Origin of the sequence: Brucella tritici (genome assembly GCF_008932295.1) — a bacterium.
GTDB classification, from domain to species: domain Bacteria; phylum Pseudomonadota; class Alphaproteobacteria; order Rhizobiales; family Rhizobiaceae; genus Brucella; species Brucella tritici.
The window spans coordinates 245,171-271,864 of the sequence record NZ_WBWA01000002.1; the positions used below are offsets into that span (position 1 = coordinate 245,171).

Below are 26,694 nucleotides of genomic sequence, written 5' to 3' on the forward strand. Positions count from 1 at the left end.
GTGAATTGGGTTGGGCCGTAGGACACGATGTCCCGCCCTGCTTGATCCTGTCGCGTTGCTGCTATACCGACAACAATATCGAACCAGAAACAGGTTGTTTTAATGTCCCGACCTTTGACCCCATTGCTTGACAAGGCACCGATCCCGGAAGCCCTGCGCGCATTGCCGGAATCCGATCTGCCTCAGCTTGCGCAGGAGTTGCGAGCGGAGTTGATCGACGTGGTTTCGACCACTGGCGGGCATCTGGGAGCGGGACTGGGTGTGGTGGAGCTGACAGTGGCATTGCACCATGTCTTCGACACACCGCATGATCGTATCATCTGGGACGTTGGCCATCAGGCCTATCCACACAAGATATTGACCGGACGTCGTGACCGTATCCGTACATTGCGCCAGACCGGCGGCCTTTCGGGTTTCACCAAGCGCAGCGAAAGTGAATATGATCCTTTCGGAGCCGCGCATTCGTCGACGTCGATTTCGGCGGGCTTAGGCATGGCGGTCGCGTCTGACCTTTCGGGCGAAAAACGTAATGTGATTGCAGTCATCGGCGATGGTTCTATGTCGGCAGGCATGGCTTATGAGGCGATGAACAATGCCGGGGCGCTTGATGCTCGCCTTGTCGTCATCCTGAACGACAATGACATGTCGATTGCGCCGCCGACTGGTGCCATGAGCGCCTATCTGGCGCGTCTCGTCTCCGGCAAGACCTATCGCAGCGTCCGAGAGGCCGCAAAGCAGGTCGCCAAGAAACTGCCGAAATTCCTGCAGGACAAGGCCCGCAAATCGGAAGAATATGCGCGTGCCTTCTTCACCGGCGGCACCCTGTTCGAGGAGCTGGGCTTCTACTATGTCGGTCCTATCGACGGCCATAATCTGGATCATCTGCTGCCGATCCTGAAAAACGTACGCGATACGCAGGAAGGCCCGGTGCTCATTCATGTGGTGACGCAGAAGGGCAAGGGTTATGCGCCTGCAGAAGCTGCGGCCGATAAATATCACGGCGTCAACAAATTCGACGTCATTACGGGCAAGCAGTCGAAGCCGCCTGCAAACGCACCGAGCTACACCAAGATTTTCGGCACGAGCCTGATCGAGGAAGCCCGTCACGACGACAGAATAGTGGCGATCACCGCCGCCATGCCATCGGGCACGGGACTTGATCTTTTTGGCGAAGTGTTTCCGCAGCGCACATTCGATGTCGGCATTGCCGAGCAACATGCGGTAACCTTCGCTGCTGGGCTGGCAAGCGAGGGCTATAAGCCGTTCTGCGCGATTTATTCCACTTTCCTGCAGCGTGGCTACGATCAGGTCGTGCATGACGTGTCGATCCAGAATCTGCCTGTGCGTTTCCCAATCGACCGTGCCGGACTGGTTGGCGCCGATGGTCCAACCCATGCAGGCTCCTTCGATACCGGCTTTCTTGCAGCTCTCCCTGGTTTCGTGGTGATGGCTGCCTCAGATGAGGCTGAGCTACGCCATATGGTGCGCACGGCTGCCGAGTATAACGAAGGTCCGATTTCTTTCCGCTATCCGCGTGGCGACGGTGTCGGTGTTGACCTGCCGGAACGCGGGCAATTGCTTGAAATCGGCAAGGGACGCATCGTGCGTGAGGGTACAAAGGTCGCGCTCCTGTCCTTCGGGACGCGCTTGCAGGAATGTCTTGCCGCCGCTGATGAGCTGGGTGCTGCCGGTCTTTCGACCACGGTTGCCGATGCGCGTTTTGCCAAGCCGCTCGATCAGGATCTGATCCGTCGTCTGGCACGCGAACATGAAGTACTGGTGATGGTGGAAGAAGGCGCTGTTGGCGGCTTTGCTTCCCATGTTCTGCAATTTCTTGCCACCGATGGCCTTCTTGATCGTGGCCTCAAGGTGCGGGCTTTGACATTGCCGGATAGCTATCAGGACCACGGCAAGCCGGACGCTATGTATGCCGAGGCCGGTCTTGACCGGGCAGGCATCGTGCATGCGGTGTTTGCAGCTCTTGGCCGCGAGGCGGTTGCAGCGCCATTCAGCGCCTGACCGATGGGCGGGGAAACGAGCGACAAGAACCTGCGGCTCGATCAGCTGCTGGTAGAGCATGGGCTGTTTGCAACGCGCTCGCGGGCGCGTGATGCGATCCAGCGCGGCACGGTCAAGGTTGACGGCAAGCCTGTCACCAAGCCGGGCCAGACGGTTCTGCGCACTGCAAAGATCGCCGTGGATGATCCGGCAAGCTCTTATGTCTCCCGCGCTGCCTTGAAGCTTATCGCGGCGCTCGACCATTTTGACCTTGATGTGAAAGGGCAAACGGCGCTCGACATCGGTGCCTCGACAGGCGGCTTCACGCAAGTTCTGCTGGAGCGGGGCGCGAACCATGTTCTTGCCATTGATGTCGGCCACGACCAGTTGCACGAGACCCTGCGCGCCGATCCTCGCGTCACCAACAAGGAAGGGCTCAACGCCCGCGCTTTGGAACTTACCCATATGGATGGACGCGAAATCGATTGCGTGGTTTCGGATGTGAGTTTCATTTCGCTGAAACTCGCCTTGCCTCCGGCATTGGCCTTTGCGCAAAAAGGTGCTATCTGCGCGCTTCTCGTAAAACCGCAATTTGAAGCGGGCCGCGAGGCTATCGGCAAGGGCGGCATTTTGCGCGACCCGAAAGATGGCGAACGCATAGCAGAAGAACTGAGATCATGGCTGGAGACGCAAGCTGGCTGGCGCGCGCTCGGTCTTTGTCCGTCGCCCATCGAAGGCGGCGATGGCAATCGTGAATATCTCCTGGCAGGAAAGAAAGATCGATGACAACGCAGACAATGGGGCAAATAACAATCCGCTCGATTGGTGCGGGCGGCGATGGCGTCGCTAACCTTCCCGATGGCCAGATTTATGTGCCTTTCACGCTGCCGGGCGAAGTGGCCAATGTTGCGCGCGACAAGAACCGCGCGTCGGTTATGGCGCTTCTCGAAACATCGCCTGAGCGTCAGGCGCCTGCCTGCCAGCATTTCGAGGATTGCGGCGGCTGCGCGCTGCAGCATTGGCAGGATGAGCCCTATCGTTTGTGGAAGCGCGAGCTGGTTGTCGCCGCGCTGAAGGGCAGGGGGATTGAGGCGGAGGTTGCGCCTCTGGTTGCTTGCCAGCCGCGAACACGCCGCCGCGCTGTTTTTGCGGCGCGTAAGACGGAGAAGGGCGTGTTGCTCGGCTTCAACCGTCACCTCAGCCATGAAATCATCGATATCGTCGAATGTGCGGTAACCGTTCCGGAAATCATTGCGCGGCTTGATGATCTGCGTGAAGTCGGAGCTTTGATTGCACCCGGTTCCAAACCGTTCAAGCTGGCAGCAACACAGACGGAGTCCGGCCTCGATCTCGCGGCAAGCGGTTGCGGCAAGCTGAGCGATGAGCAACGGCGCGCACTGACGGCGCTTGTTATGAAGAAGGGCTTTGCGCGCCTTTCACATGAAGGCGAAATCATTGTCGAGCCGAAGAAGCCGCTCATTCATTTCGGCAAGGTGCCGGTTCCGGTTCCGCCTGGCTGTTTCTTGCAGGCAACTGCCGATGCTGAAGAAGCGATGGTGCAGCTCGTGCTGGATCATGTCGGCAAGGCCAAGCGTGTCGCGGACCTGTTCTGCGGTGTCGGCACATTTGCGCTGCGGATTGCAGAAAAGAGCGCGGTTCATGCCGTTGAAAATGACGCGCTGGCCCTTGCAGCTCTTGATCGTGGCGTGCGCCATGTGCAGGGATTGAAACCTGTTTCAGTTGAACGTCGCGACCTGTTCCGCCGTCCGCTAATGCCGAAAGAATTACTGCCCTATAACGCCGCGGTTTTCGATCCTCCGCGTGCAGGTGCGGAAGAACAGGCGCTTGAACTGGCAAAGTCCAAGGTGGAGAAGGTTGTTGCGGTCTCGTGCAATCCGGTGACGCTTGCTCGCGACTTGGCCATTCTAGTAAAGGGCGGCTATCGCGTTACACGTGTCACGCCGATTGACCAGTTCCTCTGGTCGCCACATGTCGAAGCCGTGGCGACGCTGGTGAAGAGATAAAGTTGGATAAAAGCCGGGCTCAATCGCCCGGCTTTTTTATTTCTATCGGCAATGTCAGTTTGCCAGCCCGTCGAAATTCGTCAGAATAGTGGTCCAGCCCCTGATGTGGCCGTCTCGCGCTTCAGGGCTGCGGAATTTGACCTGTTTCAGCGTAATATCGGTGGTATTCGGGTCCACTTCCTTCAGGTCTATCGTCACCACGCTGTCGTCCAGCGAATGAGGCGAATTCCACGTAAATGCCAAGCGCGAATGCGGATCGATTTCGAGATAAGTGCCCGAATGCGGCACGTCGCGGTCGACCATATGCATGACGATGGAAAAGCGACCGCCTTTTACCGCATCCGTGCTGACATCGGACGGCCCGGTGCTGTCGCTTGATGCGCGCATGAATTTCGCCAGCGTCATTGGCGAGAGCCATGCGTTGAAAACCTTCTCCCGTGGAGCGGCGATTCTGCGATTGACTGTCAGTTCAAGCTCACTCATTTTCCTGTTCCTTCGAAACGAGTACATCCTCCAGCGCCGTTAGGCGCAGTTCCCAGACAGACTTCAGTTCCGCGAACCATGCTTCCACTTCCCGCACGGGCTCCAGCTCGGCGGCAATGAAATGCTCGCGTCCTAAAGTCTTGCGGGTGACCAGCCCTGCCTCCTCCAGCACCTTGATGTGTTTGGAGACAGAGTTGAGCGACATGTCGAAATGAGCGGCGAGTGCAGTCACTCTTGACGCACCCTCCTGAACGAGCAGCGTCAAGATGCGCCGTCGGGTAACGTCCCCTACAGCCTTGAGAATATGTGACAGAGCATCATCGTTCATTATTCACCCGTAAGGTTGAATATACTACATTCTCGAAAACAGTCAACCATATGGTTGAATATTTAAAATATTTGCCATAGCCCTTCGCAGGAAGCAAGCGAATGGCGTTGAAATTCAGGAAGAATAGGCCGTTTCTGTGAGGTGGTATGGAGCGGCTTTCTCAAGGAGTTGGGGAAAGAGCGGCATCCACCGCCGCTTCTGCATGTAGCTGCGTCGTATCGAATACTGGCACCGGACTATCCTGCTGGCTGATGAGCAACATGATTTCGGTGCAGCCGAGAATGATGGCTTCGGCCCCGCGCTCAACCAGACGATTAATGACAGCGCGGTATTTTTCGCGTGACGCCTTGCGCACTTCGCCTACCACCAGCTCCTGATAGATGATGTCATGCACGGTTTTGCGGTCGGCATCGTCGGGCGTCAGAACCTCTAGTCCGTGTTTGGCCACAAGGCGGCCTTTGTAGAAATCCTGCTCCATCGTGAAGGCGGTGCCTAACAACCCGACTTTGGACAAGCCTGCGGCCTTGATCTTTTCTGCCGTCGGGTCGGCAATATGCACAAGCGGGATCGACGTGGCGTTTTCGACGTCATCGGCCATTTTATGCATGGTGTTGGTGCAGATCAGGATAAAATCCGCGCCGCCCTTTTCAAGGTTCTGCGCGGCCTCGATCATGAGCCCGGTCAGCTCGTCCCATTTGCCTTCATGCTGAAGCTGCTCGATTTCACCAAAATCCATCGACCACATCAGGCTTTTGGCCGAATGCGTGCCGCCGCGCCGTGTGCGGATTTCCTGATTGATGATGCGGTAATATTCCTGCGAGCTTTCCCAGCTCATCCCGCCTATCAGCCCGATAGTCTTCATCAATCCCTCCCGGATAAAATTAAGGGCGGATCGCTCCGCCCCTATCATTAGGTCATTTATTTTGGGCGGACCCGCGATTACATCTTTTCGATGATCTTCTGGTCGCCTTCGTGCGCCTTACCATTGGCGGCGATAATGGCAGGAACGATGTCCTCCGCCTTGTCGATGACGAGCGGCTTTACCTGGTGTGCGGTGTGCAGGAAACCTTCTGCCGTCATATGCTCCAGAAGCGAGAGCATCGGCTGCCAGAAATTGTTGATGTTAGCGAACACCATCGGCTTGCGATGCTTGCCGAGCTGCGCCCAGGTCATCATTTCCACGATTTCCTCAACAGTGCCAATGCCACCAGGAAGGGTGACGAACGCATCCGACTTCTGGAACATGAGGTGCTTGCGCTCATGCATGTCGCCAACGACGATAAGTTCGGTGAGTTGTTCAGCCTTTTCGAGGCTCGCTTCCTTGTCGAGCAGGAAGGTCGGGATAATGCCGGTGACTTCGCCGCCAGCTTCCATCACGCCTTGCGCAACCGCGCCCATGATGCCGCGTGTGCCGCCGCCATAGACGAGGCGCAAACCGTGTTCGGCAATGGACCGGCCAAGCGTAACGCCGGCTTCACGATAGATGGGATTCAGGCCCGTAGACGAGCCGCAATAAACGCAGATGGATCGAATCTCAGACATGATTTTCTTGTGCGCTTTTGACCTTTCAGCGTCAAGCGCCTGCGATTTCATTTTGCAGTGAAGATTGCTGCCAGCGGGACGTATAGATCAGGTTCCGGGTGGACATTCACAGCGATTGTTATATCTCAATCGTTATGTACTCCAGATTGAGAAGTGGATTGGATATGAAGAACTGGGTTGTGTTTCTCGGGCTCACCTTTGCCGCATCATCTGCATCGGCTGGCGAAATCAACATCAAACTGCCCGATGATACCGAAGTAACGACCAACGCTGTTCTGTACAAATGCGGTGAGAAAGATGTCTCGGTAACCTATTACAATGCCGGTGATATTTCGCTTGCTGAACTGGAGCTCGAAGACGAAACCGTCGTCGCGTCCAACGTTATCTCAGGGTCTGGAGCCAAATATGCTGGTGGTGTCTATATCTGGTGGACCAAGGGCGAGACGGCCGATCTCTATAACCTTATGGACGATCCCGACCAATCAAAGCCGACAAACTGTGTAGAACAGTAATCCTGCTAATAAAAAGCCTCGTACCTTTTGCTGTTTCAGTGCAGATTTCTTGTGGGGGGAAGCCAAAAGCTATAAACCCGTCATTAAAGTCTCTGGCGTGGGTTTCGAAGCGAAATGCAAAAGAACAGTTTAGGATTGCTCGGTATCGGGCTCGTCGCAATTGTCGCCGGGCTCGGCCTTTATTGGAATGCAACGCGATCCCGCGTTGAGGCGCCGCAACCCAATGCAACTGCGCCAGTGTCGACCCCGGCGTCGAGCAATGCGCCAGCGCAGCCACAAGCAACGCCATCCGAGACGAAAGCGCCTGAGGCTACCAAACCTGTAGGTGACGTTTCAGCAAACGATGCGACGCCGCAAGGCGCGCAATCCGAAGAGCCTGCCAAGCAGGCAGATGCCGCTCCCGCAGAGCAGGCCAGCAAGACGCCGGTTTTCGATCTTCTTCGCGTTGAGCCTGACGGTTCGGTCGTGATCGCGGGTAAGGCGCTCCCCAATGCCGATGTCGAGGTTGTCGCGGGTGCAACCGTCGTGGGTAAAGCCAAGGCGGGACCCAATGGCGATTTCGCCATTGTTCTGGATGAACCTTTGAAGGCGGGTGATCATCAGCTCGTCTTGCGTGCTACTGGAGCGGACAACAATGTAGCCACCTCCGCGCAGACCGCCATCGTGTCGGTGCCTGAAACCAAGTCGGGGCAGGTGCTGGCACTGGTTGAGGAGCCGGGGCAGGCGAGCCGCCTGATCACCAAGCCGGAGACAGCTCCTGCACCACAGGAAAATACGGATGCTGCCCCCGAAGTGACAGCCAAGGCCGACAAGCCGGAAGCCAAACCTGCGCAGGACTTGCCGATTGCAATCGAAGCGGTGGAGATTGAAGGCCAGTCGGTTTTTGTTGCGGGTAAAGCCAAGGGCGGCAATCGTGTGATCGTCCACGCCAATGATACGTTGCTTGGTGCAAGCCTCATTTCGCCTGATGGCCGTTTCCTCGTGCAGAGCAAGCAGCCTCTCAGCGTCGGCGACTATATCATTCGCGCTGATCTGCTCGATAATGCCAATCAGGTTCTGGCGACAGCCCGCGTCCCGTTCCGTCGCGAAGCTGGCGAGAATATCTCGGCTGTTGCTTCCGATACGGACGGCCAGACGGCCGCTCCATCGGGCGCGAATGGCGGTGAAGCCGCTTCGTCGGCAGCCCCGCTGCAGAAAGTCGATGGCTCCGTCATCATTCGGCGCGGAGATAATCTCTGGACGATATCCAAGCGCGCTTATGGCAAGGGTACGCGATATACGACGATCTATCTCGCCAATCGCGACCAGATCCGGAATCCCGATCTCATCTGGCCGGGCCAGGTATTCAACATGCCGAAGGAGCCCTTGGGTGAGGGCGAGGTCAAGCGCCAGTTGGAAGATAGCGCTAACTGACGGGGAGTTGTCGACGCTGAAACGCCGCTCTCAACATAGGGAAGCGCGTTTCAGTAATATGCGCCAGTCACGATAGTGTGTTTCCGTTTTGGCGGTCTTTTCTGGAATGAACGTCTCCAAATCTTGTATTCCGGAGCATAATCGTATATCGACGATATACGATGAAGATAGTTCTGGATAAAAGCTCGACCGAAGCTGTCGCCGATCTGGCGCAGCTCGGTATTGACGATGAAGCGGCAGCGCGCATTTGCGCTGCGCTGGGCCATCCTGTCCGCATTCGAATTATCCGCCAGTTGATGATGGAGGACGCCTGCTGCTGTAAGGATATTGTCGGCAAGCTCGACCTTGCCCAATCGACGGTTTCCCAACACCTAAAGGTCCTCGTGCAGGCCGGTCTAATCGATTATCGGCCTGAGCGTCAGTCTTCGCGTTACAGCGTCAACTGGCAGCAACTAAACGCTGTCCGCACGCATTTTGCTTCCTTCAAGAGCAGATGCTGCGGCTAGAGCGCATCCCGAAAAGTGGGAACCAGTTTTCGGAACAAGATGCGCGTAAAGACAAAAGATGGAGAATCCCGAAAAGCCCGAAATGGCTTTCGGAAGAGAAGCATCGATACAAACAGAAAAAGCGATGACGGAGTTTCATCTCGCACGAAATCGCTTGAGCCCACCGACTCGAAAGAACGCACCATGAGTTCCCCCAAAACGGTTTCCGCCGACTCCGGCGAGACCTTCAAGACACTGCGAAATCTCTGGCCCTATATGTGGCCGTCCGACAGGCCCGACCTGCGTATGCGCGTCGTCTGGGCCACCTTCTATCTGGTGATTTCCAAGATCGTGCTCATCCTCGTGCCCTATTTCTTCAAATGGGTGACGAATGCCTTGACCGGTCAATTGAACCCGCCGGACTATATCCCGCTGTTTCTGGTCGGCGCGGTGATGCTTGTACTGGCTTATAATGGCGCCAAGATTTTGCAGGCTGGTCTCAATCAGCTTCGTGATGCCTTGTTTGCGAGCGTCGGCCAATATGCCGTGCGTCAACTCGCCTACAGAACCTTCGTGCACATGCACCAGCTTTCGCTCAGGTTCCATCTTGAACGGCGTACGGGCGGGCTTTCGCGGGTCATCGAACGCGGCACCAAGGGCATCGAAACGATTGTCCGTTTCACTATCCTCAACACGTTGCCCACCATTCTTGAATTTGCACTGACGGCGGTGATTTTCGCCGTCGCCTACGGCATTTCCTATCTGCTCGTGGTCGCTGCGACGGTCTGGCTCTACACCTGGTTTACGATCAGGGCGAGCGACTGGCGTATCAATATCCGCCGCGAAATGAACGACTCCGATACCGATGCCAACACCAAGGCAATCGACTCGCTGCTCAACTTCGAAACGGTCAAATATTTCGGCAACGAGAACATGGAAGCAAAGCGCTTCGATGCTTCGATGGCGCGCTATGAAAAGGCAGCGACCCAGACCTGGACGTCGCTTGGCTGGCTGAACTTCGGTCAGGCCGTCATCTTTGGCGTTGGCATGGCGGTGGTCATGGTCATGTCAGCGCTTGAAGTCCGGGCCGGAACGCAATCTATCGGCGATTTCGTTTTCATCAATGCTATGCTGATGCAGCTTTCTATTCCTCTCAATTTCATCGGTTTCATCTATCGCGAAATCCGTCAGGGTTTGACCGATATCGAGCAGATGTTCGATCTCCTCGATGTGAAGCAGGAAGTTGTCGATAAGCCCAATGCACCAGCATTGAAAATCGATCACGGTGCGATCCGTTTCGATGATGTGCATTTCGCCTATGATGCAAACCGCCCGATCCTCAAGGGCATCAGTTTTGAAGTTCCGGCAGGAAAGACAGTCGCGATAGTCGGACCGTCGGGCGCGGGTAAATCCACGATCTCGCGCCTCCTGTTCCGCTTCTATGATGTCCAGTCGGGTTCAGTTTCCATCGACGGGCAGGATGTCCGCGACGTTACGCAGGAAAGCCTGCGCAAGGTTATCGGCATGGTGCCGCAGGACACTGTACTGTTCAACGATACGATCGCTTACAACATTCGCTATGGCCGTCCTGATGCCACGGCTGAAGAGGTGGAAAAGGCGGCAGAACTGGCGCAGATTTCCGGCTTCATCAAGCATCTGCCGGAAGGCTATCAGGCCATGGTCGGCGAACGCGGCCTCAAGCTTTCGGGCGGTGAGAAGCAGCGTGTTGCGATTGCCCGCACGATCCTCAAAGCGCCGCCGATCCTGATACTCGATGAGGCGACCTCCGCGCTTGATACGGCAACGGAGCAGGAAATCCAGTCCGCGCTCGACATCGTCAGCCGTGGCCGCACCACGCTAGTAATCGCGCACCGTCTTTCGACCGTGATCGGTGCGGACGAGATCATTGTCCTCAAGGACGGTCTGATTGCCGAGCGCGGCACCCACCGCATGCTTCTCAAGCATAAGGGGCTTTACGCGTCCATGTGGGCTCGCCAGCGCGAGGCTGATGAGGCTGAAGAGCGTCTGCGTCAGGTCCGGGAAAGCGACGAATTGGGTGTCGTTGCCCGTGGCGTTCCGGCAGCGGAATAGCCATTTTATCGGCGGCTCGTTATATTAGGGCACGATCACGTGCCCTAACAGCCGTGAATAATTTGCGAAATGGATTTCGATTCTGAACAGGATGAGGTAAATAACGGCCAAACTCAAAGGAAGAGCGATGAGCCTTACTGACACCATCCGCAATACTTTCGTGCCGATCCATCGGGAAGGCTATCCGTTTATCGCGGGCTTTTTCGTGGTTTCGCTCATTCTGGGCTGGCTGTGGAACCCGCTGTTCTGGATCGGGATGGTGCTGACCGTCTGGTGCATCTATTTCTATCGCGATCCAGAGCGTGTAACGCCAATGGACGACGATCTGGTCATCAGCCCTGCTGACGGCAAGGTTTCCTTCGTCGGCCCGGCTGTGCCGCCGGCCGAGCTGGATCTGGGCGCCGAACCGCTCATGCGGGTTTCGGTTTTCATGAACGTGTTCTCGGTTCATATCAACCGCTCTCCGGTGCGTGGCAAGATTGAAAAGGTCGTGCATCGTCCGGGCAAGTTCCTCAATGCAGAACTCGACAAGGCCAGCACGGAAAACGAACGCAACAGCGTTCTGATTGAAAGCCCACACGGCAAGATCGGGGTTGTTCAGATTGCTGGTCTGGTTGCCCGTCGTATCGTCTGCTGGTCCAACGAGGATGATGATCTGTCTGTGGGCGAGCGGTTTGGACTGATCCGTTTCGGATCGCGCGTCGATGTTTATCTTCCAGCCGATGCGACTGTTCGTGTTGCTATTGGCCAGACGGCAATTGCTGGTGAAACCGTGCTCGCCGATTATGGCAGCGTGCGCGGCGAGCCGGTGGTGCGGATCGGCTGAGCCGATGGAAACGCCCTTTCCGCCTTTTGAGCCCAATGGCCGCGTGGATTTATCGCGCGGCCCAAAGCTGTCGCAGATACCGCTGCGTATCGTCGTTCCCAACGTCATAACGGTTCTGGCCATCTGTGCCGGCCTGACCGGTATCCGTCTGGCTTTCGAGAACCGCTTCGAGCTTGCCGTCGTGATGGTGCTCGTGGCTGCCTTTCTGGATGGCATTGATGGGCGCGTCGCCCGCATGATGAAGGGATCGTCCAAGTTCGGCGCCCAGATGGATTCGCTTGCCGATATCGTCAATTTCGGTGTAGCGCCCGCCTTGGTGCTTTATGCCTTCATGCTTGATCAGGCACGCTCGTTCGGCTGGATCGCAGCACTTCTTTATGCCATTGCATGCTGCCTGCGGCTTGCGCGTTTCAATGTCATGCTCGAAGACCCGAACCGTCCGGCATGGCAAAGTAACTATTTCATTGGCGTGCCCGCACCGGCCGGTGCCATGCTCGTTCTGTTGCCGGTCTATCTTGGCTTTCTGGGTTTGACGCCAACGCGGGGACTCGCTTTTGGCGTGGCGATCTATACCGTGGCGATCGCGTTCCTGTTGGTAAGCCGTCTGCCAGTCTATAATGGCAAATCCGCCGGAAGCCTTGTCCGGCGCGATATCGTCATGCCGCTCATCCTGTTCGTGGTGGTTTACGTCGCCTTCCTGATGAGCTTCACCTGGCAGACCTTAAGCCTCACGGCGCTTGCCTATCTCGCATTTCTTCCGTTCAGCCTGGCTGCCTGGAACAAGCGCGAAGCTGCTGATCGAAAGGCCGAGGAAGAGGCCGTCACCGAAGAGGATAAGCCGTCAGAGGAAAACTGACGGCAATATCTGCTTGATGAAACTAACGCGCTCCTCGACCGATGATTTCGGCAGGAGCGCGATTTCATATCCAAGCCGTCTGTAGGTTTTATCCATCGCGTCGAAAGTGCGTGCGGCTTCCTCGAAATCCTGCTTCCGCTCGGCATCCTGACCGAAGATTTCTGCCCAAGGCGGGGCCAGAAAAACTGTTCTGTAGTACGGAAATTGCCGTGCGGCCTCTTCCATATGCTGGGGAACGGGCAGGTTGCACAGCATCAGATAGCCGATTACATCGGGCACGCCGCGGTCGAAGAAGACCGTCCCGCGCTGTTGTTTCGCCATCGTGTGCGAGCGCATTTCCCATGAAAGCATTTGCTCTGCAAAAAGCGCGCGATCACTCCAGGGCAGGGCCTTGCCGCCGATAGCGACCTGATCTTGAATAATGGCGCGTCCGGCTTCCACGGTGCGGGGAAAGCCCTGCCTTTCGAGTGCATCGATCAGTGTGCTTTTGCCTGATCCGGGCCCGCCCGTGATGATAATGAAACGCTGGTGATCTTCGGTCATAAGTCCTCCAATAGCAAAGTGAACGCGCGCCAAATTTGGCAGCACGTGACAAGGGGGTCTGAGAGGGGGAGAAATGCCCGCTGAAAAAAGAGCCAACAGATGGCTAAAGTGCATCCCGAAAAGTGCGAAGCGGTTTTCGGATAGGATACGCGTCAAAATAAAAAATTAGAACGCTGATCTGATTCAGTCAGATCGAAACGCGGTCCAAGCGGGAAACATTAATAAGTAAATACATAGAACCGGCCTTGCACATAGGCAAGGCCGGAGGGCCGAAATCAGCTCGGCAGATGATAGTCGAGGAAGCGGTCCTGACGCACGTCGAAAAGCTTGCCGCTAACTTCAAGGTTTGGATCGGCGAGCTTGACGATCTTTTCAGCGACTGACTGCGGTGTTGGCAGCGTTTCAGGATCTTCGCCCGGCATGGCCTGCGCGCGCATGGCGGTGCGGGTGGCGCCCGGATTGACAGAGTTGATCTTGAGCTTCATCTGCTTCGTTTCTTCAGCCCAGCTGCGTGCCATGACCTCGACAGCAGCTTTCGAGGCAGCATAGGGGCCCCAGAAAGCGCGGCAGGTATGCGCCACGCCGGAGGAAAGCAGAATGGCACGTCCCGCGTCGGAAGCGCGCAGCAGCGGATCAGTGGATCGAATGAGGCGCCAGACGCTGGTAACATTGACGTTCATGAGCTTCTCGAACGTCTTGGCCTCGACATGGCCAATCGGTGAAATCGTGCCAAGGACACCCGCATTCGCGACCATGATATCGAGCTTGCCCCAGCGCTCATGAATGGAGCCGCCGAGACGATCAATCGCTTCCATGTCGGTGATATCGAGAGGCACTAGCGTCGCATTGCCTCCCAGTTCGCGGATATCGTCGTCAAGTTCTTCAAGTCCGCCGACGGTGCGGGCAACCGCAATCACATGCGCGCCGCGCTTTGCCAGTTCAAGCGAAAGAAAGTAGCCAATACCGCGCGATGCGCCTGTTACCAGTGCGATGCGGCCCGTAAGGTCGATGCTCATCTAGTCCCCATATGATGCAAGAACATGAAACAGGCGGCCTATTGGGCCGCCTGCGTGAAGAATTGGGCGATCAACCGTTGCTTGCGAGCAGCGACAGCGTATGCACGTTGCTCTCGCCTTCCTGATCGAGGAGGCGGGTCGGATATTCGCCCGTGAAGTAGTGATCGGTGAAAGCTGGCGCCTTCGGATCACGCGGCTTCCCACCAACAGCCTTGTAGAGCCCGTCGATGGAAAGGAACGCTAGGGAATCCGCGCCGATGTAGCGGCACATGGATTCCAGGTCTTTGTGCTGGTTGGCCAGCAGCTTATCGGCATGGGGGGTGTCGATACCGTAGAAATCCGGGTGGTAGATCATTGGACTTGCCACGCGGATATGCACTTCCTTTGCGCCCGCGTCGCGGATCATCTGGACGATCTTGACGGACGTGGTGCCCCGTACGATGGAATCATCCACCAGCACGACCCGCTTGCCTTCGATCATGGCGCGATTGGCCGAATGCTTCAGCTTGACGCCAAGCGCGCGAATTTGTTGCGTCGGTTCGATGAAGGTGCGGCCCACATAATGGTTGCGGATGATGCCATATTCGAACGGAATGCCGCTTGCCTGCGCGAAGCCGAGAGCGGCAGGCGTGCCGCCATCTGGCACTGGCACGACAACATCAGCTTCGATGCCGGCTTCCTTGGCGAGTTCCATGCCCATATTCTTGCGCGCGACATAGACGCTGCGACCGCCGACGACGGAGTCGGGACGGGCGAAATAGACATATTCGAACAGGCAGAGCCGTTCCGGCTGCGGATTTTCAGCCTTGATGGATTCAGTGGTGATGGACCCGTCCTTCTGAATCTCGCAGATGACCACTTCGCCATTTTCGACGTCACGAACATATTTCGCGCCGATAATGTCGAGGGCACAGGTCTCCGAGCAGAAGATAGGCTTGCCGTCGAGCTCGCCCATGACGAGTGGGCGGATGCCGATAGGATCACGCGCGGCAATCAGTTTGGTTCGGGTCAGCGCCAGCATGGCATAGCCGCCTTCGACCTGCCGGATGGCATCGACGAAACGGTCAGAGGAAGATGAATGGCGCGAACGGGCAATCATATGCAGCACGACTTCCGTATCGGAGGTCGCCTGAAATATCGCGCCGGAAGCAATCAGCTGCTTGCGCAGCGTAATGCCGTTGGTGAAGTTGCCGTTATGGGCAATGGCGATGCCGCCGACTTCCAGTTCCGCGAACAATGGCTGCACGTTGCGCAGGATCGTCTCGCCGGTGGTGGAGTAGCGCACATGGCCGATGGCGCGGTCGCCGGGCAGACGATTCAGCGTCGCTGCATCGGTGAAATGATCGCCGACGAGACCCATATGGCGTTCGGAATGAAAACGGCGATTGTGATAAGAAACGATACCGGCGGCTTCCTGCCCACGATGCTGGAGGGCATGTAGGCCCAATGCGGTCAGCGCGGCTGCGTCTTCATGGCCAAGTATGCCAAATACGCCGCACTCTTCATGCAGGGTGTCTTCGTCCAGCATAAAGGAGGCATTTTCAGAAGAATGGCTGGTCATTGCCGCAAGGCCTTTCGATTGCAGAGGCAACTAAACCGCCTCTCTATCACAAGATGGCTTTTTGTTAAAAGCGAAGAGTTCACCGCTGCGTCGATATAGTCTCATGGACATTAGTATCACACGATGGTCGCGAATAATCTCGCAAATTCCCGCCTGAAATATGATCGCGGAACCGAAATGACAATGTGTGAGCGTCATTTTGGCCATTTCACATCGGTCGGCTTTGCCTCCGGAATTGAAAAAGCCGCCAGCGGGGCTGACGGCTTTTCGATACATCGGAACAGCTTATTGCTGTGCAGGCGTATCGTCCGGAACCGGCGCTTCTTCCTGCTCGCCAGAGGCCGGAGCATTGTGCTGTGGCTTGAACTTGTCGATCATCTGGTCGGGATTAGCCGGCAGAAGGTCGATCAGCTGCTGGCCGAACGAATCGAGCATTGGCTTCGATTTCGCGTTCGTCACCCAGGCTGGCTGGTTTGTCGGGACGAGCCAGTTGAAGAACAGCATGGCAACGACAACGAGAAGCACGCCGCGCACGCCGCCAAACAAAAAGCCGAGTGTACGGTCAAGCGCACCGATACGGCTATCGATGATGAAATCGGCGATCTTCATGGTGATCAGAGAAACGACGATCAGCACAACAAGGAAAACTGCGCCAGCGGCGGCAATCTTCGCGATGGTTTCGTTGTTGATATAGGGCTGCACGAAGGGCAGAACTGGCTGGTAGAAGAGATAGGCTGCAGCGGCTGCTGCCGCCCACGATACCAGCGACAGCACCTCGCGGGAAAAACCGCGCACCATCGCCAGAACGGCTGAAACCAGCGTTATCCCGAGTAGAATTCCATCAAGCATGGTTATCGGCATTCTGCCTGTCCTCAGTTATTATGCGCAATCACTTTAATACGCAGGGCAGTCAAAGATGCTGGAGCTTATCACCGGAAGGTTGACAGATTCTTCCAGTCATAAAACTCCAGATTTATTGCTTCTTTCCGGAGCCTGAAGCCGCGATACGGGCAACAAGGTCGGGCAGAGCCGAAGTTTCCATGAGGCGGAAGTTGCGATCTTTCCAAAGTTCGCCGCTGCCGCCGGGCACCTCTGCCTGCCGGAAACCGAGCTTCTCAGCTTCCTTGAGCCTCTGTACTGCATGCGTTACCGCGCGAACAGCACCGGAAAGGCTGATTTCGCCGAAATAAACACAATCTGGCGGAAGGGCAATACCGGCCATGGATGAAACCAGTGCAGCAGCCACAGCTATATCAGCGGCAGGCTCGCTGATACGATAGCCGCCCGCAACATTCAGATAGACGTCGTGCTGCCCAAAACGAACGCCGCAATGTGATTCGAGAACGGCGAGGATCATGGCAAGTCGTCCACCGTCCCAGCCGACGACCGCACGACGAGGGGTGCCGAGCGAGGAGGGGGCGACAAGCGCCTGTATTTCCACCAGCACCGGGCGCGTGCCTTCCATGCCAGCAAAGACTGCTGCACCTGGAGCCTTGGCGTTACGCTCGCCAAGGAAAAGCTCGGACGGATTGGAAACCTCGCGCAGTCCGCCATCGGACATCTCGAAGACGCCGATTTCGTCGGTCGGGCCAAAACGGTTCTTCACCGTGCGCAGGATACGATAGTGATGTCCGCCTTCACCCTCGAAGTAGAGGACACCATCGACCATGTGCTCGACCACACGGGGGCCTGCAATCTGGCCATCTTTGGTGACATGTCCCACCAGCACGACTGCGGAACCAGTCTGCTTGGCATAGCGGATCATGGCTTGCGCCGACGAACGCACCTGCGTGACCGTGCCAGGAGCAGAATCTGCCATATCGGTCCAGAGCGTCTGGATCGAATCGATGATGACGAGGTCGGGTCGCTTGTTATCGGAAATGGTAGCGATGATGTCTTCGACGTTGGTTTCGGCGGCAAGTTCCACCGCCGACGATGCCACGCCCAGACGCTGCGCACGCAGGCGAATCTGGGCAACCGCTTCTTCGCCCGAAACATAAACAATGCGATGGCCGCGATTGGAAAGGGCAGCTGCAGCCTGTGTCAAAAGTGTAGATTTTCCGATGCCGGGATCCCCGCCGATCAGAAGGGCTGAACCGCGCACAAAGCCGCCGCCGGTCACACGATCAAGTTCGCTGATACCGGAAATGATCCGCGGCGCATCTTCAATGTCGCCGGACAGGGAGGTGAGGGCTACAGCGCGACCTTTGCGCTTGGATAACATGGCGCCGGGGCCTGAACCGATCCCGCTATTGGTGCCTTCCTCGACGAGCGTGTTCCACTCGCCGCAGGAATCGCACTTGCCCGCCCAGCGCGTATGCACTGTGCCACAATTCTGGCAGATGAACTGAATGCGCGCCTTGGCCATCAGAGACGCGCCCTTTTCGAAGAGATATTATTCATACTGTTCGGGAAGATAGGAACCCTCGGCCAGATCTGCAAATCGCGTGAATTCGGACTGGAAGGCGAGCTTGACCGTTCCGGTCGGCCCGTGGCGCTGCTTGGCGATGATGACGTCAGCAGTGCCGCGCACTTTTTCAAAGTGCTGCTTCCATTCTTCATATTTCGGGTCGAATTCATCACGCGGTTCGAGGTTCTTGACGTAATATTCCTCGCGGAACACGAAAAGCACCACGTCGGCGTCCTGCTCGATGGAGCCCGATTCACGAAGGTCGGAGAGCTGTGGGCGCTTGTCGTCGCGGCTTTCCACCTGACGGGAGAGCTGTGAAAGCGCAATGATTGGAACATTCAGTTCCTTGCCAAGGGCCTTGAGGCCGGTGGTGATCTCGGTGATTTCCTGCACGCGGTTCTGTGCCGAGGCCTTCGACGAGCCGGTCATCAGCTGTACGTAGTCGATCACCAGAACGTCGAGGCCGCGCTGGCGCTTGAGGCGACGAGCGCGGGCGGCGAGCTGCGCAATCGAGATGCCACCGGTCTGGTCGATATAGAGCGGGATTTTCTGCATCACCTGCGAGCAGGCAACGAGCTTCTCGAAATCGGTCTCGGTGATGTCACCGCGACGGATCTTCGAGGAGGAAACTTCGGTCTGTTCGGAAATGATACGGGTTGCGAGCTGCTCCGCCGACATTTCGAGCGAGAAGAAGCCAACAACGCCGCCGTTGACGGCCTTCATCGAGCCATCGGCCTGTTGCTCGCCTTCATAAGAATTGGCGATATTGAACGCAATATTGGTTGCAAGCGAGGTCTTGCCCATACCCGGACGACCCGCAAGGATAATCAAGTCGGAAGGCTGCAAGCCACCCATCTTGCCATCGAGCGTATGGATGCCGGTGGAGACACCGGAAAGGTGGCCGTCACGCATGAAAGCGGCATTGGCCATGTCCACAGCCGTGGTGACGGCGTCCTTGAAGGGCAGGAAACCGCCGTCATAGCGACCTGTTTCCGCCAGTTCGAACAGGCGGCGCTCAGCGTCTTCGATCTGTTCCTGCGGCGCCATATCGACAGGTGCGTCATAGGCGACGTTCACCATGTCCTCGCCAATACCGATCAGCGCGCGGCGTGTCGCCAGATCGTAAATCGCGCGGCCATAATCCTCGGCATTGATGATGGTGACGGCTTCAGTTGCGAGACGGGTCACATACTGGAAGATCGTGAGATCGCCCACCTTGCCTTCGGTCGGCAGGAAGGTTTTCATCGTCACAGGATTTGCCATCTTGCCCACGCGAATGAGATCGGTCGTGATCTCATAGATGCGACGGTGCAGAGGCTCGAAGAAATGGGTTGGCTTGAGAAAGTCCGATACCCGGTAAAAGGCATCGTTATTGATCAGGATCGCGCCCAGCAGCGCCTGTTCCGCTTCAATATTGTGGGGGGCTTCCCGATAAAGCGCATCTTTCTGGTCCCGCGCATCGTCGAGTTTGCGTACCGCCGCTTCCGCCATGATTCTCAATCCTGTCCCTGATGCAACCAGCTAGCCCTCAAGCGATGCCAAACGCAACGCGACTTCGAGTGATTCCTGCTGGAAGAGACAAGCTATACCATGATTCACACTGATCCACAGTTCGGATCATGGTTTTGTCAGTCCGCTGTTGACGCGGACTGACATCTCGAATCGACGGGGTCGCTGTCAGGCGTTAATGCTTTTCTTGACGGCTCGGACCTCGCTATTGGCACCTTTCGGCGCGCTGTCGAGGCGCTTGAGACGCTTTTCCTCAGCCTCGATATAGTTGCGGGTCAGTGGAACGGATTCCTGCCTGTGGGCGATCTGAATGTGAAACACCATCATGTTCTGCCAGCGGAACGCGCTTTCCGATGCCGCCAGATAGAACTCCCACATGCGGCAGAAGCGCTCGTCATAAAGCGCCTTGGCCTTGTCGCGATTGGCCATGAACGCCTCCCGCCACGCCTTCAGCGTTTCCGCATAGTGCAGCCTGAGAATTTCTACGTCGGTGACATAGAGCCCGGCCTTTTCAATATGTGGCAGAACCTCTGAAAGTGCGGGAATATAGCCACCTGGGAAGATGTATTTGCGGATGAACGGATTGGTCGCTCCCGGACCATCTGCCCGTCCGATGGCATGCAGAAGGAAAACGCCGTCCGGCTTCATCAGGCGAGCGACGTGCTGGAAATATTCTGCGAAGTGGCCAACGCCTACATGTTCGAACATGCCAACCGACACCAGCCGGTCAAACTTGTCATCGATGTTGCGATAGTCGGTCAATTCGAACTTCGCACGGTCGGCCAGCCCCTCATCCAGAGCGCGCTGGTTGGCAATGGCGTGTTGTTCTTCGGACAAGGTCACGCCGGTGACGTTGGCCTTGAGATGGCGGGCGAGATATAGCCCCATGCCGCCCCAGCCACAGCCGATATCGAGCACCTTGTCGCCTTCCTTCACCAGCATCTTTGCGGCGATATGGCGCTTTTTGGCAAGCTGCGCCTCGGCCAGCGTGGCATTTGGCGGATCGAAATAGGCACAGGAATACTGCTTGTCGGGATCGAGAAACAGGTCGTAAAGCTCGCCCGAAAGATCATAGTGACTTTTGATGTTGTTTGACGAACGCGAAATCGTGTTCATCTGCTGGAAGCGGCGGAAAAAAATACGCAGTTTCGCCAGAGCCTTCATCCACGGCTCTGTGGCGGCTGTCGGCCCGGTATTTTCGAACACGATCCTGAGCAGCGCGTAAATATCGCCTTCCAGAAAGTCGATCTCACCGTCCATGAAGCATTCGGCGAGTTTCAGTTCCGGGTCGAGTGCTACGGCGCGCTCGGCATGCTTTGTCTTGAAGTGTATATGAACAGGCGCGCCCGTCTTGTCGCCATACTGCGAACGCGCACCACTAGAATCGGTAACCCTTAGGTCACCGGCTTTAATCATATGCGAAAGAACAGTACGCATCATTCCATACATCGGCCCCATCTCCTCTTGGGGATCGAAGCAGGCGCACGTCCATGCGTTTGCATGGCAGGCGGCGGTGCATAAGTATCAGAGCCGCACTGTCATCAGATTTTCAGGCAATATCCCTTTTGGCCAATCGGCCTCGGGAGTAATGCCCAAGCAACGCAGACGTTTCCGTCAGCACCCTCTCCAATCCAATACTAATATGCAGAATAGGGAGTTTTACCGATCTGAAAAGAGAAAATGCCCGGCGGAGGCCGCCGGGCACGATCATATAAAGTTTACTACGATGGGAATGCATGCCATCTGGCTGGCCATTCCCACGGATAATAGGTGGCTAAATTAAGCCTGATCTTCAGCTTCGTCTTCTTCGTCGAAAACTTCTTCCGACAGAGGCTGTTCTTCAATGCCGTAGATGGCTTCGATCGAGGTCAGGTCTTCACCCTTTGCCTGACGTTCGGCTTCTTCGGTCGAACGTGCGATGTTGACCGTAACCTGAACCTGAACTTCCGGATGCAGCGAAATCGAAACTTCGTGTAGGCCGATCGTCTTGATCGGATGGTTCAGTTCAACCTGGTTGCGGTGCAGGGTGAAGCCGTTAGCCGAGATGATGTCGGCGATGTCACGGGTCGAAACAGAACCGTAGAGCTGGCCGGTTTCACCAGCCGAACGCACAACGATGAAGCTTTCGCCATTGAGCTTTTCAGCAACGGCGCTGGCTTCGTTCTTGCGTTCCAGGTTCTGGGCTTCGAGCTGAGCGCGCTGGCCTTCGAACTTCTTCTTGTTGGCTTCGTTGGCACGAAGAGCCTTGCCCTGCGGGAGCAGGAAGTTACGGGCATAGCCGTCCTTGACCTTGACGGTTTCGCCCATCTGGCCGAGGCGGCCGATACGTTCCAGAAGAATAACGTCCATTGGAGTTTCCTTTCGAGTTTCTGATTCGGTTACTGATTGTCAGCGCCCGGCATTTTCGAGACTGGCGCGCCGCGCGAAGTGTCGAAAAGTCCGAGAACCATGAAGATGAAAAGCAGGAATGCGAAGAGTATGATCGCAAAATAGGCTAGCCACAGCGCCACCGGGCGCCACACCTTGCCGCGTGTGCGAAAATGCATGATGGCAAGGCCTGACATCATAAAACCAGCGCTGAGCGCGCCAGCAACGACGGTTGCGATCAATCCGGCGCCGCCGGGAAGGAATGCAACCGCAAGAGCGACAGCGAAGACGAGCAGGGCCGGGCGCGGCATGCGCAGCGTTGCGGGCCAGTCGTCACGCGGACGGCGCAGGCGACCCGACATGGAGATCAGGCGCTGTGCCAGATAAAGATTGCCAACGAGAATCGCGAGGCAGGTTGCCGGCTGGACTGCAGGCAGGGCGACCATCAGCAGCGACGTTACATTGTTGCGAATATCATCGCTGGCGGTGAACTGCGGATCGGCTTCAGCAACCCGGTCGATAAGCGTATTTGCGAGTTCGCGCGCCATGTCCGGACCAAAGCCCAGAATCGCACCGATGACGATGAAGCTGAGCGCCACCATCATGGCAAGCCGGAACACGATATCCGACAGCGGATACCAGACGAGAATATCCTTCGGTCCGCCGAGTTCTTCGGCTGGCCGCGCGAGGCCGGACAGATAGGCACCGGTCGCTGCGGGAATGAAGCTCGTCAATGCCATCAGGAGTGCTGCAAGCGGGACGGCGACAACGCCGACGGCAACCGTGGCTGTGGCGGCGGCAACGATACCGGCGCTCGAACCCCAGCCAAGGGCAACAACAAAGATAGGCAGTGGTGTCAGGAAGTAGAGAACCATGGCCATAGCCGCCATCGCACCACCCTGGGCGATGACGCCGGACGACATCAAGGCCGAGGCAAGCCCCGCCAATATGCCGATACCGATAATGGTTCCATTGAATTTCATCAGTTTCGCTGTCCTGCTCCGGTCTTGCCGGTTCGTGCAGTTAGAGGCGGCTGCCCCAACTTGGGTTTTTATTACGCTCCGTTGCGCCCATCGCAATGGAGGAAAGGGCACGGGAGGCGATCTCTGAGAGAGCGCCTCCCGAAATCTATTTCTTACTTCACAACGTAAGGCAGCAGGCCGAGGAAACGAGCGCGCTTGATCGCCTTGGCGAGTTCACGCTGCTTCTTCTGGCTGACAGCCGTAATACGGGAAGGAACGATCTTGCCGCGTTCGGAAATGTAACGCTGCAGAAGCTTGATGTCCTTGTAGTCGATCTTCGGTGCGTTTGCGCCGGAGAACGGGCACGTCTTGCGACGGCGATGGAAAGGACGACGGGTCGGGATCTGATTGATATCAACCATGATTATGCTCCTTCACCAGCTTCGTTGTCGCGCGGGCGACGTGGGCCGCGATCACCACGATCACCACGGTCGAAACCGCCTTCACGACGGCGCGGACGATCATCACCATCGCGTTCGCGACGGTCGTCACGGCGGGTGAGCATGGCCGACTGGCCTTCTTCGTGTTCTTCAACGCGAACGGTGAGGAAACGAAGAACGTCTTCGTTGATGCGCATCTGGCGTTCCATTTCGGCAACGGCCGCAGCCGGAGCGTCAATGTTTACGAGCGTGTAATACGCCTTGCGATTCTTCTTGATACGGTAGGTGAGGGGACGCAGACCCCAGCTTTCGACCTTACCGACCTTGCCGCCATTAGCTTCGAGGACACCCTTGTACTGTTCGACGAGAGCGTCGACCTGCTGCTGGGAAATGTCCTGGCGGGCAAGAAGCACATGTTCATAAAGAGCCATTGGCTTTGCCTTTCTTCGTTATATCACGCCGACACCAGCGGCTAAGCCCCTGCGACTTCTCTTTTGCCGGAAAACCGGTGAAGAAAGGACGCGTACTTGAGACGGTCGAGAGCGGAGACACGGGAGGCAGAAGCGCTTATGACTTCCAACGTAGTTCTAACTAAATCATTAGTTAGGGACACGGCCCTCCGTTCAGCCCCCAGCTGGTGCCGAGCAATGAACGGGCGGCTATTACGTGTTTTTCCCCTTGTTTGCAAGCGCGATATCCCCGAAAAACCGACAAATGCTTGACTTTTCGCCCAAGGCTAAGGCACATCGCGCCAAATTGTGCATTAATTGCAGGGCATGTCGGCGAAAACGGATATCGGTTTCGACATTATCATATGCTTAAAACCAGAATGAGGCATCAATGGCGGTAGCATTTACTTTCCCCGGACAAGGCAGCCAGGCTGTGGGCATGGGCAAGGCTCTGGCCGAGCAGTTCGCTGAAGCGCGCGCCGTTTTCGATGAAGTGGACGCGGCATTGGGCGAAAAGCTTTCCGCTACCATGTTTGAAGGACCGGAAGACGTATTGACGCTGACCGCGAATGCCCAGCCTGCGCTGATGGCCGTTTCGATGGCTGTGCTGCGCGTCATGGAAGCGCGTGGCTTCTCGCTGAAGGAAAAGGTTTCCTACGTGGCCGGTCATTCGCTGGGCGAATATTCGGCGCTTTGTGCTGCCGGCACGTTCTCGCTTGCCGATACGGCGCGTCTCCTGCGCATTCGCGGCAATGCGATGCAGAAGGCTGTTCCGGTTGGCGAAGGCGCGATGGCTGCCATCATTGGTCTGGAGCATGGCGACGTTGAAGCGATCTGCACGGAAGCCAAGGCTTCCGGTTCTGTTCAGATCGCCAATGACAATGGCGGCGGCCAGCTGGTGATTTCCGGTTCCAAGGCTGCGGTCGAGCTGGCGGCTTCGCTTGCTTCGGAAAAGGGCGCAAAGCGCGCCATCATGCTGCCGGTGTCCGCACCCTTCCATTCGACCCTGATGGCTCCTGCCGCCGAAGCGATGCGTGAAGCGCTTGCGTCAGTTGAAAAGCACAATCCGGTTGTGCCGCTCATCGCCAATGTGCGCGCAGCGCCGGTGACGGACGCCAGCGAAATTGCCGATCTGCTGGTTGAGCAGGTGACGGGTCAGGTGCGCTGGCGCGAGACCGTGGAATGGTTTGCCGCCAATGGCGTGACTTCGCTTTATGAAGTAGGTTCGGGCAAGGTTCTGACCGGTCTGGCGCGTCGCATCTCCAAGGATGTGTCCGGCGCCGCCGTTGGTTCGGCTGAAGAAATCGAAGCAGCGCTTGCTGCTCTCAACGCTTAAAAGGGATTTCGCATGTTTGATCTGACTGGCCGCAAGGCTCTGGTAACCGGCGCAACCGGCGGTCTTGGCGAAGCGATTGCCCGCGCTCTTCATGCGCAGGGCGCAATCGTCGGCCTGCACGGCACGCGCGAAGAAAAGCTGAAAGAGCTTGCCGCTGAACTTGGCGACCGCACCTTCATCTTCCCGGCCAATCTTTCTGACCGCGAAGCCGTAAAGGCCCTGGGCCAGAAGGCGGAGGAGGAAATGGGCGGTGTCGACATTCTGGTCAACAATGCTGGCATCACACGCGATGGCCTGTTTGTGCGCATGAGCGACGAAGACTGGGATGCGGTTCTCAATGTTAATCTTACGTCCGTTTTCAATCTGACGCGTGAATTGACCCATCCGATGATGCGCCGCCGCAATGGCCGCATCATCAACATTACGTCGATTGTTGGTGTGACCGGCAATCCGGGTCAGGCGAATTATTGCGCATCGAAGGCGGGTCTTATCGGCTTCTCCAAGTCGCTGGCGCAGGAAATCGCAAGCCGCAATGTGACGGTTAACTGCATCGCTCCGGGCTTCATCGAATCGGCCATGACCGACAAGCTGAACGAAAAGCAGAAGGAAGCGATCATGGCCAATATTCCCATGAAGCGCATGGGCGTGGGCGCCGATATCGCTGCTGCTGTGGTCTATCTGGCCAGCGATCAGGCCGGTTACGTGACGGGCCAGACGCTGCATATCAATGGCGGCATGGCCATGATCTAAGCGTCTGATCCAAAAGTCGCCATGCCGGTCTGCAAATGGCAATTTCTGTGCTTACCTAGGCTCACGTACCCAAATGTACGCTGCGCTCCGGTTCTCGAAATCACCATTTTCGCCTCGGCCTGCCGCTTTTTGATTCAGACACAAACACCTGGCGACCCCTGTTTTATGGTATAAAATGCCTTAATACCGGGGGCGTGACAGGAAAAGGCGCTTTGCCTCGCCCAAGAAGCATGGTAATGCGCCCATCGAGAGTTGCGGTGTTTCTAATGGAAATGCCGCGATCCTGTTCCGAAAGGAATATCCACAGGATGACTGTCCGGGCGGCTTCGCTCGAAACTTGGCAGACATCTTATAACTTGATTACAATCCTGCATGCCGCTAACCAAGGCAGAGCAACAAACACACAGGTCGAGGTTCCGACATGAGCGATACCGCAGAGCGCGTCAAGAAAATCGTTGTTGAACATCTGGGCGTAGATGCCGACAAGGTCACGGAAGGCGCAAGCTTCATCGATGACCTCGGCGCAGACAGCCTCGACACGGTCGAGCTGGTCATGGCTTTCGAAGAAGAATTCGGCGTTGAAATTCCTGACGACGCTGCCGAAACGATCCTTACGGTCGGCGACGCTGTGAAGTTCATCGACAAGGCTTCCGCCTAATCTGAACTTGGGCATTGGGCTGGGGTTCTTGCGAATCCCGGCCCTGCTTATTTTTGTCGTTTCATTCGTCTTCACGATCGGAACGCACATGCAAGAAGGCCGTTCATCGGCCTGTTTGTGAATCTGCCGGAACGC

The 26,694-nt window shown here is 56.7% G+C and carries 27 protein-coding genes; 12 read left to right on the forward strand and 15 right to left on the reverse strand.

Going from position 1 to position 26,694, the window contains the following annotated elements; all coding sequences use genetic code 11:
- The first annotated feature begins 102 nt into the window (after positions 1-102).
- From dxs to F9K91_RS03390, 3 genes are read left to right on the forward strand one after another with little or no spacing between them, the layout of a single operon-like run.
- Positions 103-2,019, forward strand: coding sequence for a 1-deoxy-D-xylulose-5-phosphate synthase (gene dxs, locus F9K91_RS03380; RefSeq protein ID WP_151554247.1), 1,917 nt, complete (start codon positions 103-105; stop codon positions 2,017-2,019).
- Between the two features lie 3 nt (positions 2,020-2,022).
- Entirely contained in the window at positions 2,023-2,784 is a 762-nt protein-coding gene (locus F9K91_RS03385; RefSeq protein WP_151651673.1) for a TlyA family RNA methyltransferase, read from the forward strand.
- On the forward strand, positions 2,781-4,022 hold the full coding sequence (locus tag F9K91_RS03390) for a class I SAM-dependent RNA methyltransferase (RefSeq protein WP_151677172.1): 1,242 nt from the start codon (positions 2,781-2,783) through the stop codon (positions 4,020-4,022). Before F9K91_RS03385 ends, F9K91_RS03390 begins: the two co-directional genes overlap by 4 nt.
- Positions 4,023-4,076: 54 nt before the next feature.
- On the opposite strand, the gene F9K91_RS03395 is transcribed toward F9K91_RS03390, so the two are convergent.
- The 4 genes from F9K91_RS03395 to F9K91_RS03410 all read right to left on the reverse strand — a co-directional run bounded on the left by F9K91_RS03395 (position 4,077) and on the right by F9K91_RS03410 (position 6,375).
- Positions 4,077-4,505 (reverse strand): SRPBCC family protein, encoded by a 429-nt coding sequence (locus F9K91_RS03395; RefSeq protein ID WP_151554244.1) that lies wholly within the window; start codon positions 4,503-4,505, stop codon positions 4,077-4,079.
- On the reverse strand, positions 4,498-4,833 hold the full coding sequence (locus F9K91_RS03400) for an ArsR/SmtB family transcription factor (protein ID WP_061345125.1): 336 nt from the start codon (positions 4,831-4,833) through the stop codon (positions 4,498-4,500). The genes F9K91_RS03395 and F9K91_RS03400 overlap by 8 nt, the downstream gene beginning before the upstream one ends.
- 160 nt (positions 4,834-4,993) lie before the next feature.
- On the reverse strand, positions 4,994-5,695 hold the full coding sequence (locus tag F9K91_RS03405) for an aspartate/glutamate racemase family protein (protein WP_151651671.1): 702 nt from the start codon (positions 5,693-5,695) through the stop codon (positions 4,994-4,996).
- A 77-nt stretch (positions 5,696-5,772) separates the two neighbouring features.
- Positions 5,773-6,375, reverse strand: coding sequence for an LOG family protein (locus F9K91_RS03410; RefSeq protein ID WP_061345248.1), 603 nt, complete (start codon positions 6,373-6,375; stop codon positions 5,773-5,775).
- A gap of 164 nt (positions 6,376-6,539) precedes the next feature.
- Here F9K91_RS03410 and F9K91_RS03415 point away from each other — a divergent pair, with 164 nt between their 5' ends.
- The 6 genes from F9K91_RS03415 (at position 6,540) to pssA (ending at position 12,558) form a co-directional block, all read left to right on the forward strand.
- Positions 6,540-6,887: an MliC family protein gene (locus F9K91_RS03415; protein ID WP_061345127.1), complete on the forward strand. Its 348-nt coding sequence runs from the start codon at positions 6,540-6,542 to the stop codon at positions 6,885-6,887.
- Positions 6,888-7,001: 114 nt separating this feature from the next.
- A complete protein-coding gene (locus tag F9K91_RS03420) occupies positions 7,002-8,300 on the forward strand; it encodes an Ig-like domain-containing protein (RefSeq protein ID WP_151651670.1) in 1,299 nt (432 codons plus the stop codon).
- 161 nt (positions 8,301-8,461) lie between these two features.
- Entirely contained in the window at positions 8,462-8,806 is a 345-nt protein-coding gene (locus tag F9K91_RS03425; protein ID WP_109986155.1) for an ArsR/SmtB family transcription factor, read from the forward strand.
- A 183-nt stretch (positions 8,807-8,989) separates the two neighbouring features.
- Complete coding sequence (locus tag F9K91_RS03430) at positions 8,990-10,876, forward strand: ABCB family ABC transporter ATP-binding protein/permease (protein ID WP_151677174.1); 1,887 nt, start codon at positions 8,990-8,992, stop codon at positions 10,874-10,876.
- A gap of 127 nt (positions 10,877-11,003) precedes the next feature.
- Positions 11,004-11,702: a phosphatidylserine decarboxylase gene (locus F9K91_RS03435; RefSeq protein WP_061345131.1), complete on the forward strand. Its 699-nt coding sequence runs from the start codon at positions 11,004-11,006 to the stop codon at positions 11,700-11,702.
- Positions 11,703-11,706: 4 nt separating this feature from the next.
- Entirely contained in the window at positions 11,707-12,558 is an 852-nt protein-coding gene (pssA, locus tag F9K91_RS03440) for a CDP-diacylglycerol--serine O-phosphatidyltransferase (protein ID WP_151554240.1), read from the forward strand.
- On the opposite strand, the gene F9K91_RS03445 is transcribed toward pssA, so the two are convergent.
- From F9K91_RS03445 to rpsF, 11 genes are all read right to left on the reverse strand, one after another.
- Positions 12,544-13,101, reverse strand: a complete 558-nt coding sequence (locus F9K91_RS03445; protein ID WP_151554239.1) for an AAA family ATPase — start codon at positions 13,099-13,101, stop codon at positions 12,544-12,546. The two genes, pssA and F9K91_RS03445, sit on opposite strands and share 15 nt — an antisense overlap.
- 275 nt (positions 13,102-13,376) lie before the next feature.
- Complete coding sequence (locus F9K91_RS03450) at positions 13,377-14,117, reverse strand: SDR family NAD(P)-dependent oxidoreductase (protein WP_151554238.1); 741 nt, start codon at positions 14,115-14,117, stop codon at positions 13,377-13,379.
- Between the two features lie 70 nt (positions 14,118-14,187).
- Positions 14,188-15,678 carry an amidophosphoribosyltransferase gene (gene purF, locus F9K91_RS03455; RefSeq protein WP_151554237.1) on the reverse strand — a complete coding sequence of 497 codons (1,491 nt, stop codon included), beginning with the start codon at positions 15,676-15,678 and terminating at the stop codon, positions 14,188-14,190.
- A gap of 285 nt (positions 15,679-15,963) precedes the next feature.
- Positions 15,964-16,539 carry a CvpA family protein gene (locus F9K91_RS03465; protein ID WP_029925541.1) on the reverse strand — a complete coding sequence of 192 codons (576 nt, stop codon included), beginning with the start codon at positions 16,537-16,539 and terminating at the stop codon, positions 15,964-15,966.
- Between the two features lie 112 nt (positions 16,540-16,651).
- On the reverse strand, positions 16,652-18,046 hold the full coding sequence (gene radA, locus F9K91_RS03470) for a DNA repair protein RadA (RefSeq protein ID WP_151554236.1): 1,395 nt from the start codon (positions 18,044-18,046) through the stop codon (positions 16,652-16,654).
- Positions 18,047-18,073: 27 nt separating this feature from the next.
- Positions 18,074-19,579, reverse strand: coding sequence for a replicative DNA helicase (locus F9K91_RS03475; protein WP_061345135.1), 1,506 nt, complete (start codon positions 19,577-19,579; stop codon positions 18,074-18,076).
- Between the two features lie 186 nt (positions 19,580-19,765).
- The gene (locus F9K91_RS03480) at positions 19,766-21,046 is read right to left on the reverse strand and encodes an SAM-dependent methyltransferase (RefSeq protein WP_151554235.1); all 1,281 of its coding nucleotides are present in this window, start codon (positions 21,044-21,046) and stop codon (positions 19,766-19,768) included.
- 330 nt (positions 21,047-21,376) lie between these two features.
- Positions 21,377-21,946 carry a 50S ribosomal protein L9 gene (gene rplI / locus F9K91_RS03485; protein ID WP_151554234.1) on the reverse strand — a complete coding sequence of 190 codons (570 nt, stop codon included), beginning with the start codon at positions 21,944-21,946 and terminating at the stop codon, positions 21,377-21,379.
- A gap of 29 nt (positions 21,947-21,975) precedes the next feature.
- Entirely contained in the window at positions 21,976-22,947 is a 972-nt protein-coding gene (locus tag F9K91_RS03490) for a DUF2232 domain-containing protein (protein ID WP_151554233.1), read from the reverse strand.
- Between the two features lie 152 nt (positions 22,948-23,099).
- Complete coding sequence (gene rpsR / locus F9K91_RS03495) at positions 23,100-23,348, reverse strand: 30S ribosomal protein S18 (protein ID WP_006466219.1); 249 nt, start codon at positions 23,346-23,348, stop codon at positions 23,100-23,102.
- A gap of 2 nt (positions 23,349-23,350) precedes the next feature.
- Entirely contained in the window at positions 23,351-23,797 is a 447-nt protein-coding gene (rpsF, locus tag F9K91_RS03500) for a 30S ribosomal protein S6 (RefSeq protein WP_151554232.1), read from the reverse strand.
- 409 nt (positions 23,798-24,206) lie between these two features.
- Here rpsF and fabD point away from each other — a divergent pair, with 409 nt between their 5' ends.
- The 3 genes from fabD (at position 24,207) to F9K91_RS03525 (ending at position 26,559) form a co-directional block, all read left to right on the forward strand.
- Positions 24,207-25,151: an ACP S-malonyltransferase gene (gene fabD, locus F9K91_RS03510; RefSeq protein WP_151554231.1), complete on the forward strand. Its 945-nt coding sequence runs from the start codon at positions 24,207-24,209 to the stop codon at positions 25,149-25,151.
- A 12-nt stretch (positions 25,152-25,163) separates the two neighbouring features.
- Positions 25,164-25,901: a 3-oxoacyl-[acyl-carrier-protein] reductase gene (gene fabG, locus F9K91_RS03515; RefSeq protein WP_151554230.1), complete on the forward strand. Its 738-nt coding sequence runs from the start codon at positions 25,164-25,166 to the stop codon at positions 25,899-25,901.
- Positions 25,902-26,322: 421 nt separating this feature from the next.
- A complete protein-coding gene (locus F9K91_RS03525) occupies positions 26,323-26,559 on the forward strand; it encodes an acyl carrier protein (RefSeq protein WP_002963616.1) in 237 nt (78 codons plus the stop codon).
- Positions 26,560-26,694: the final 135 nt, after the last annotated feature.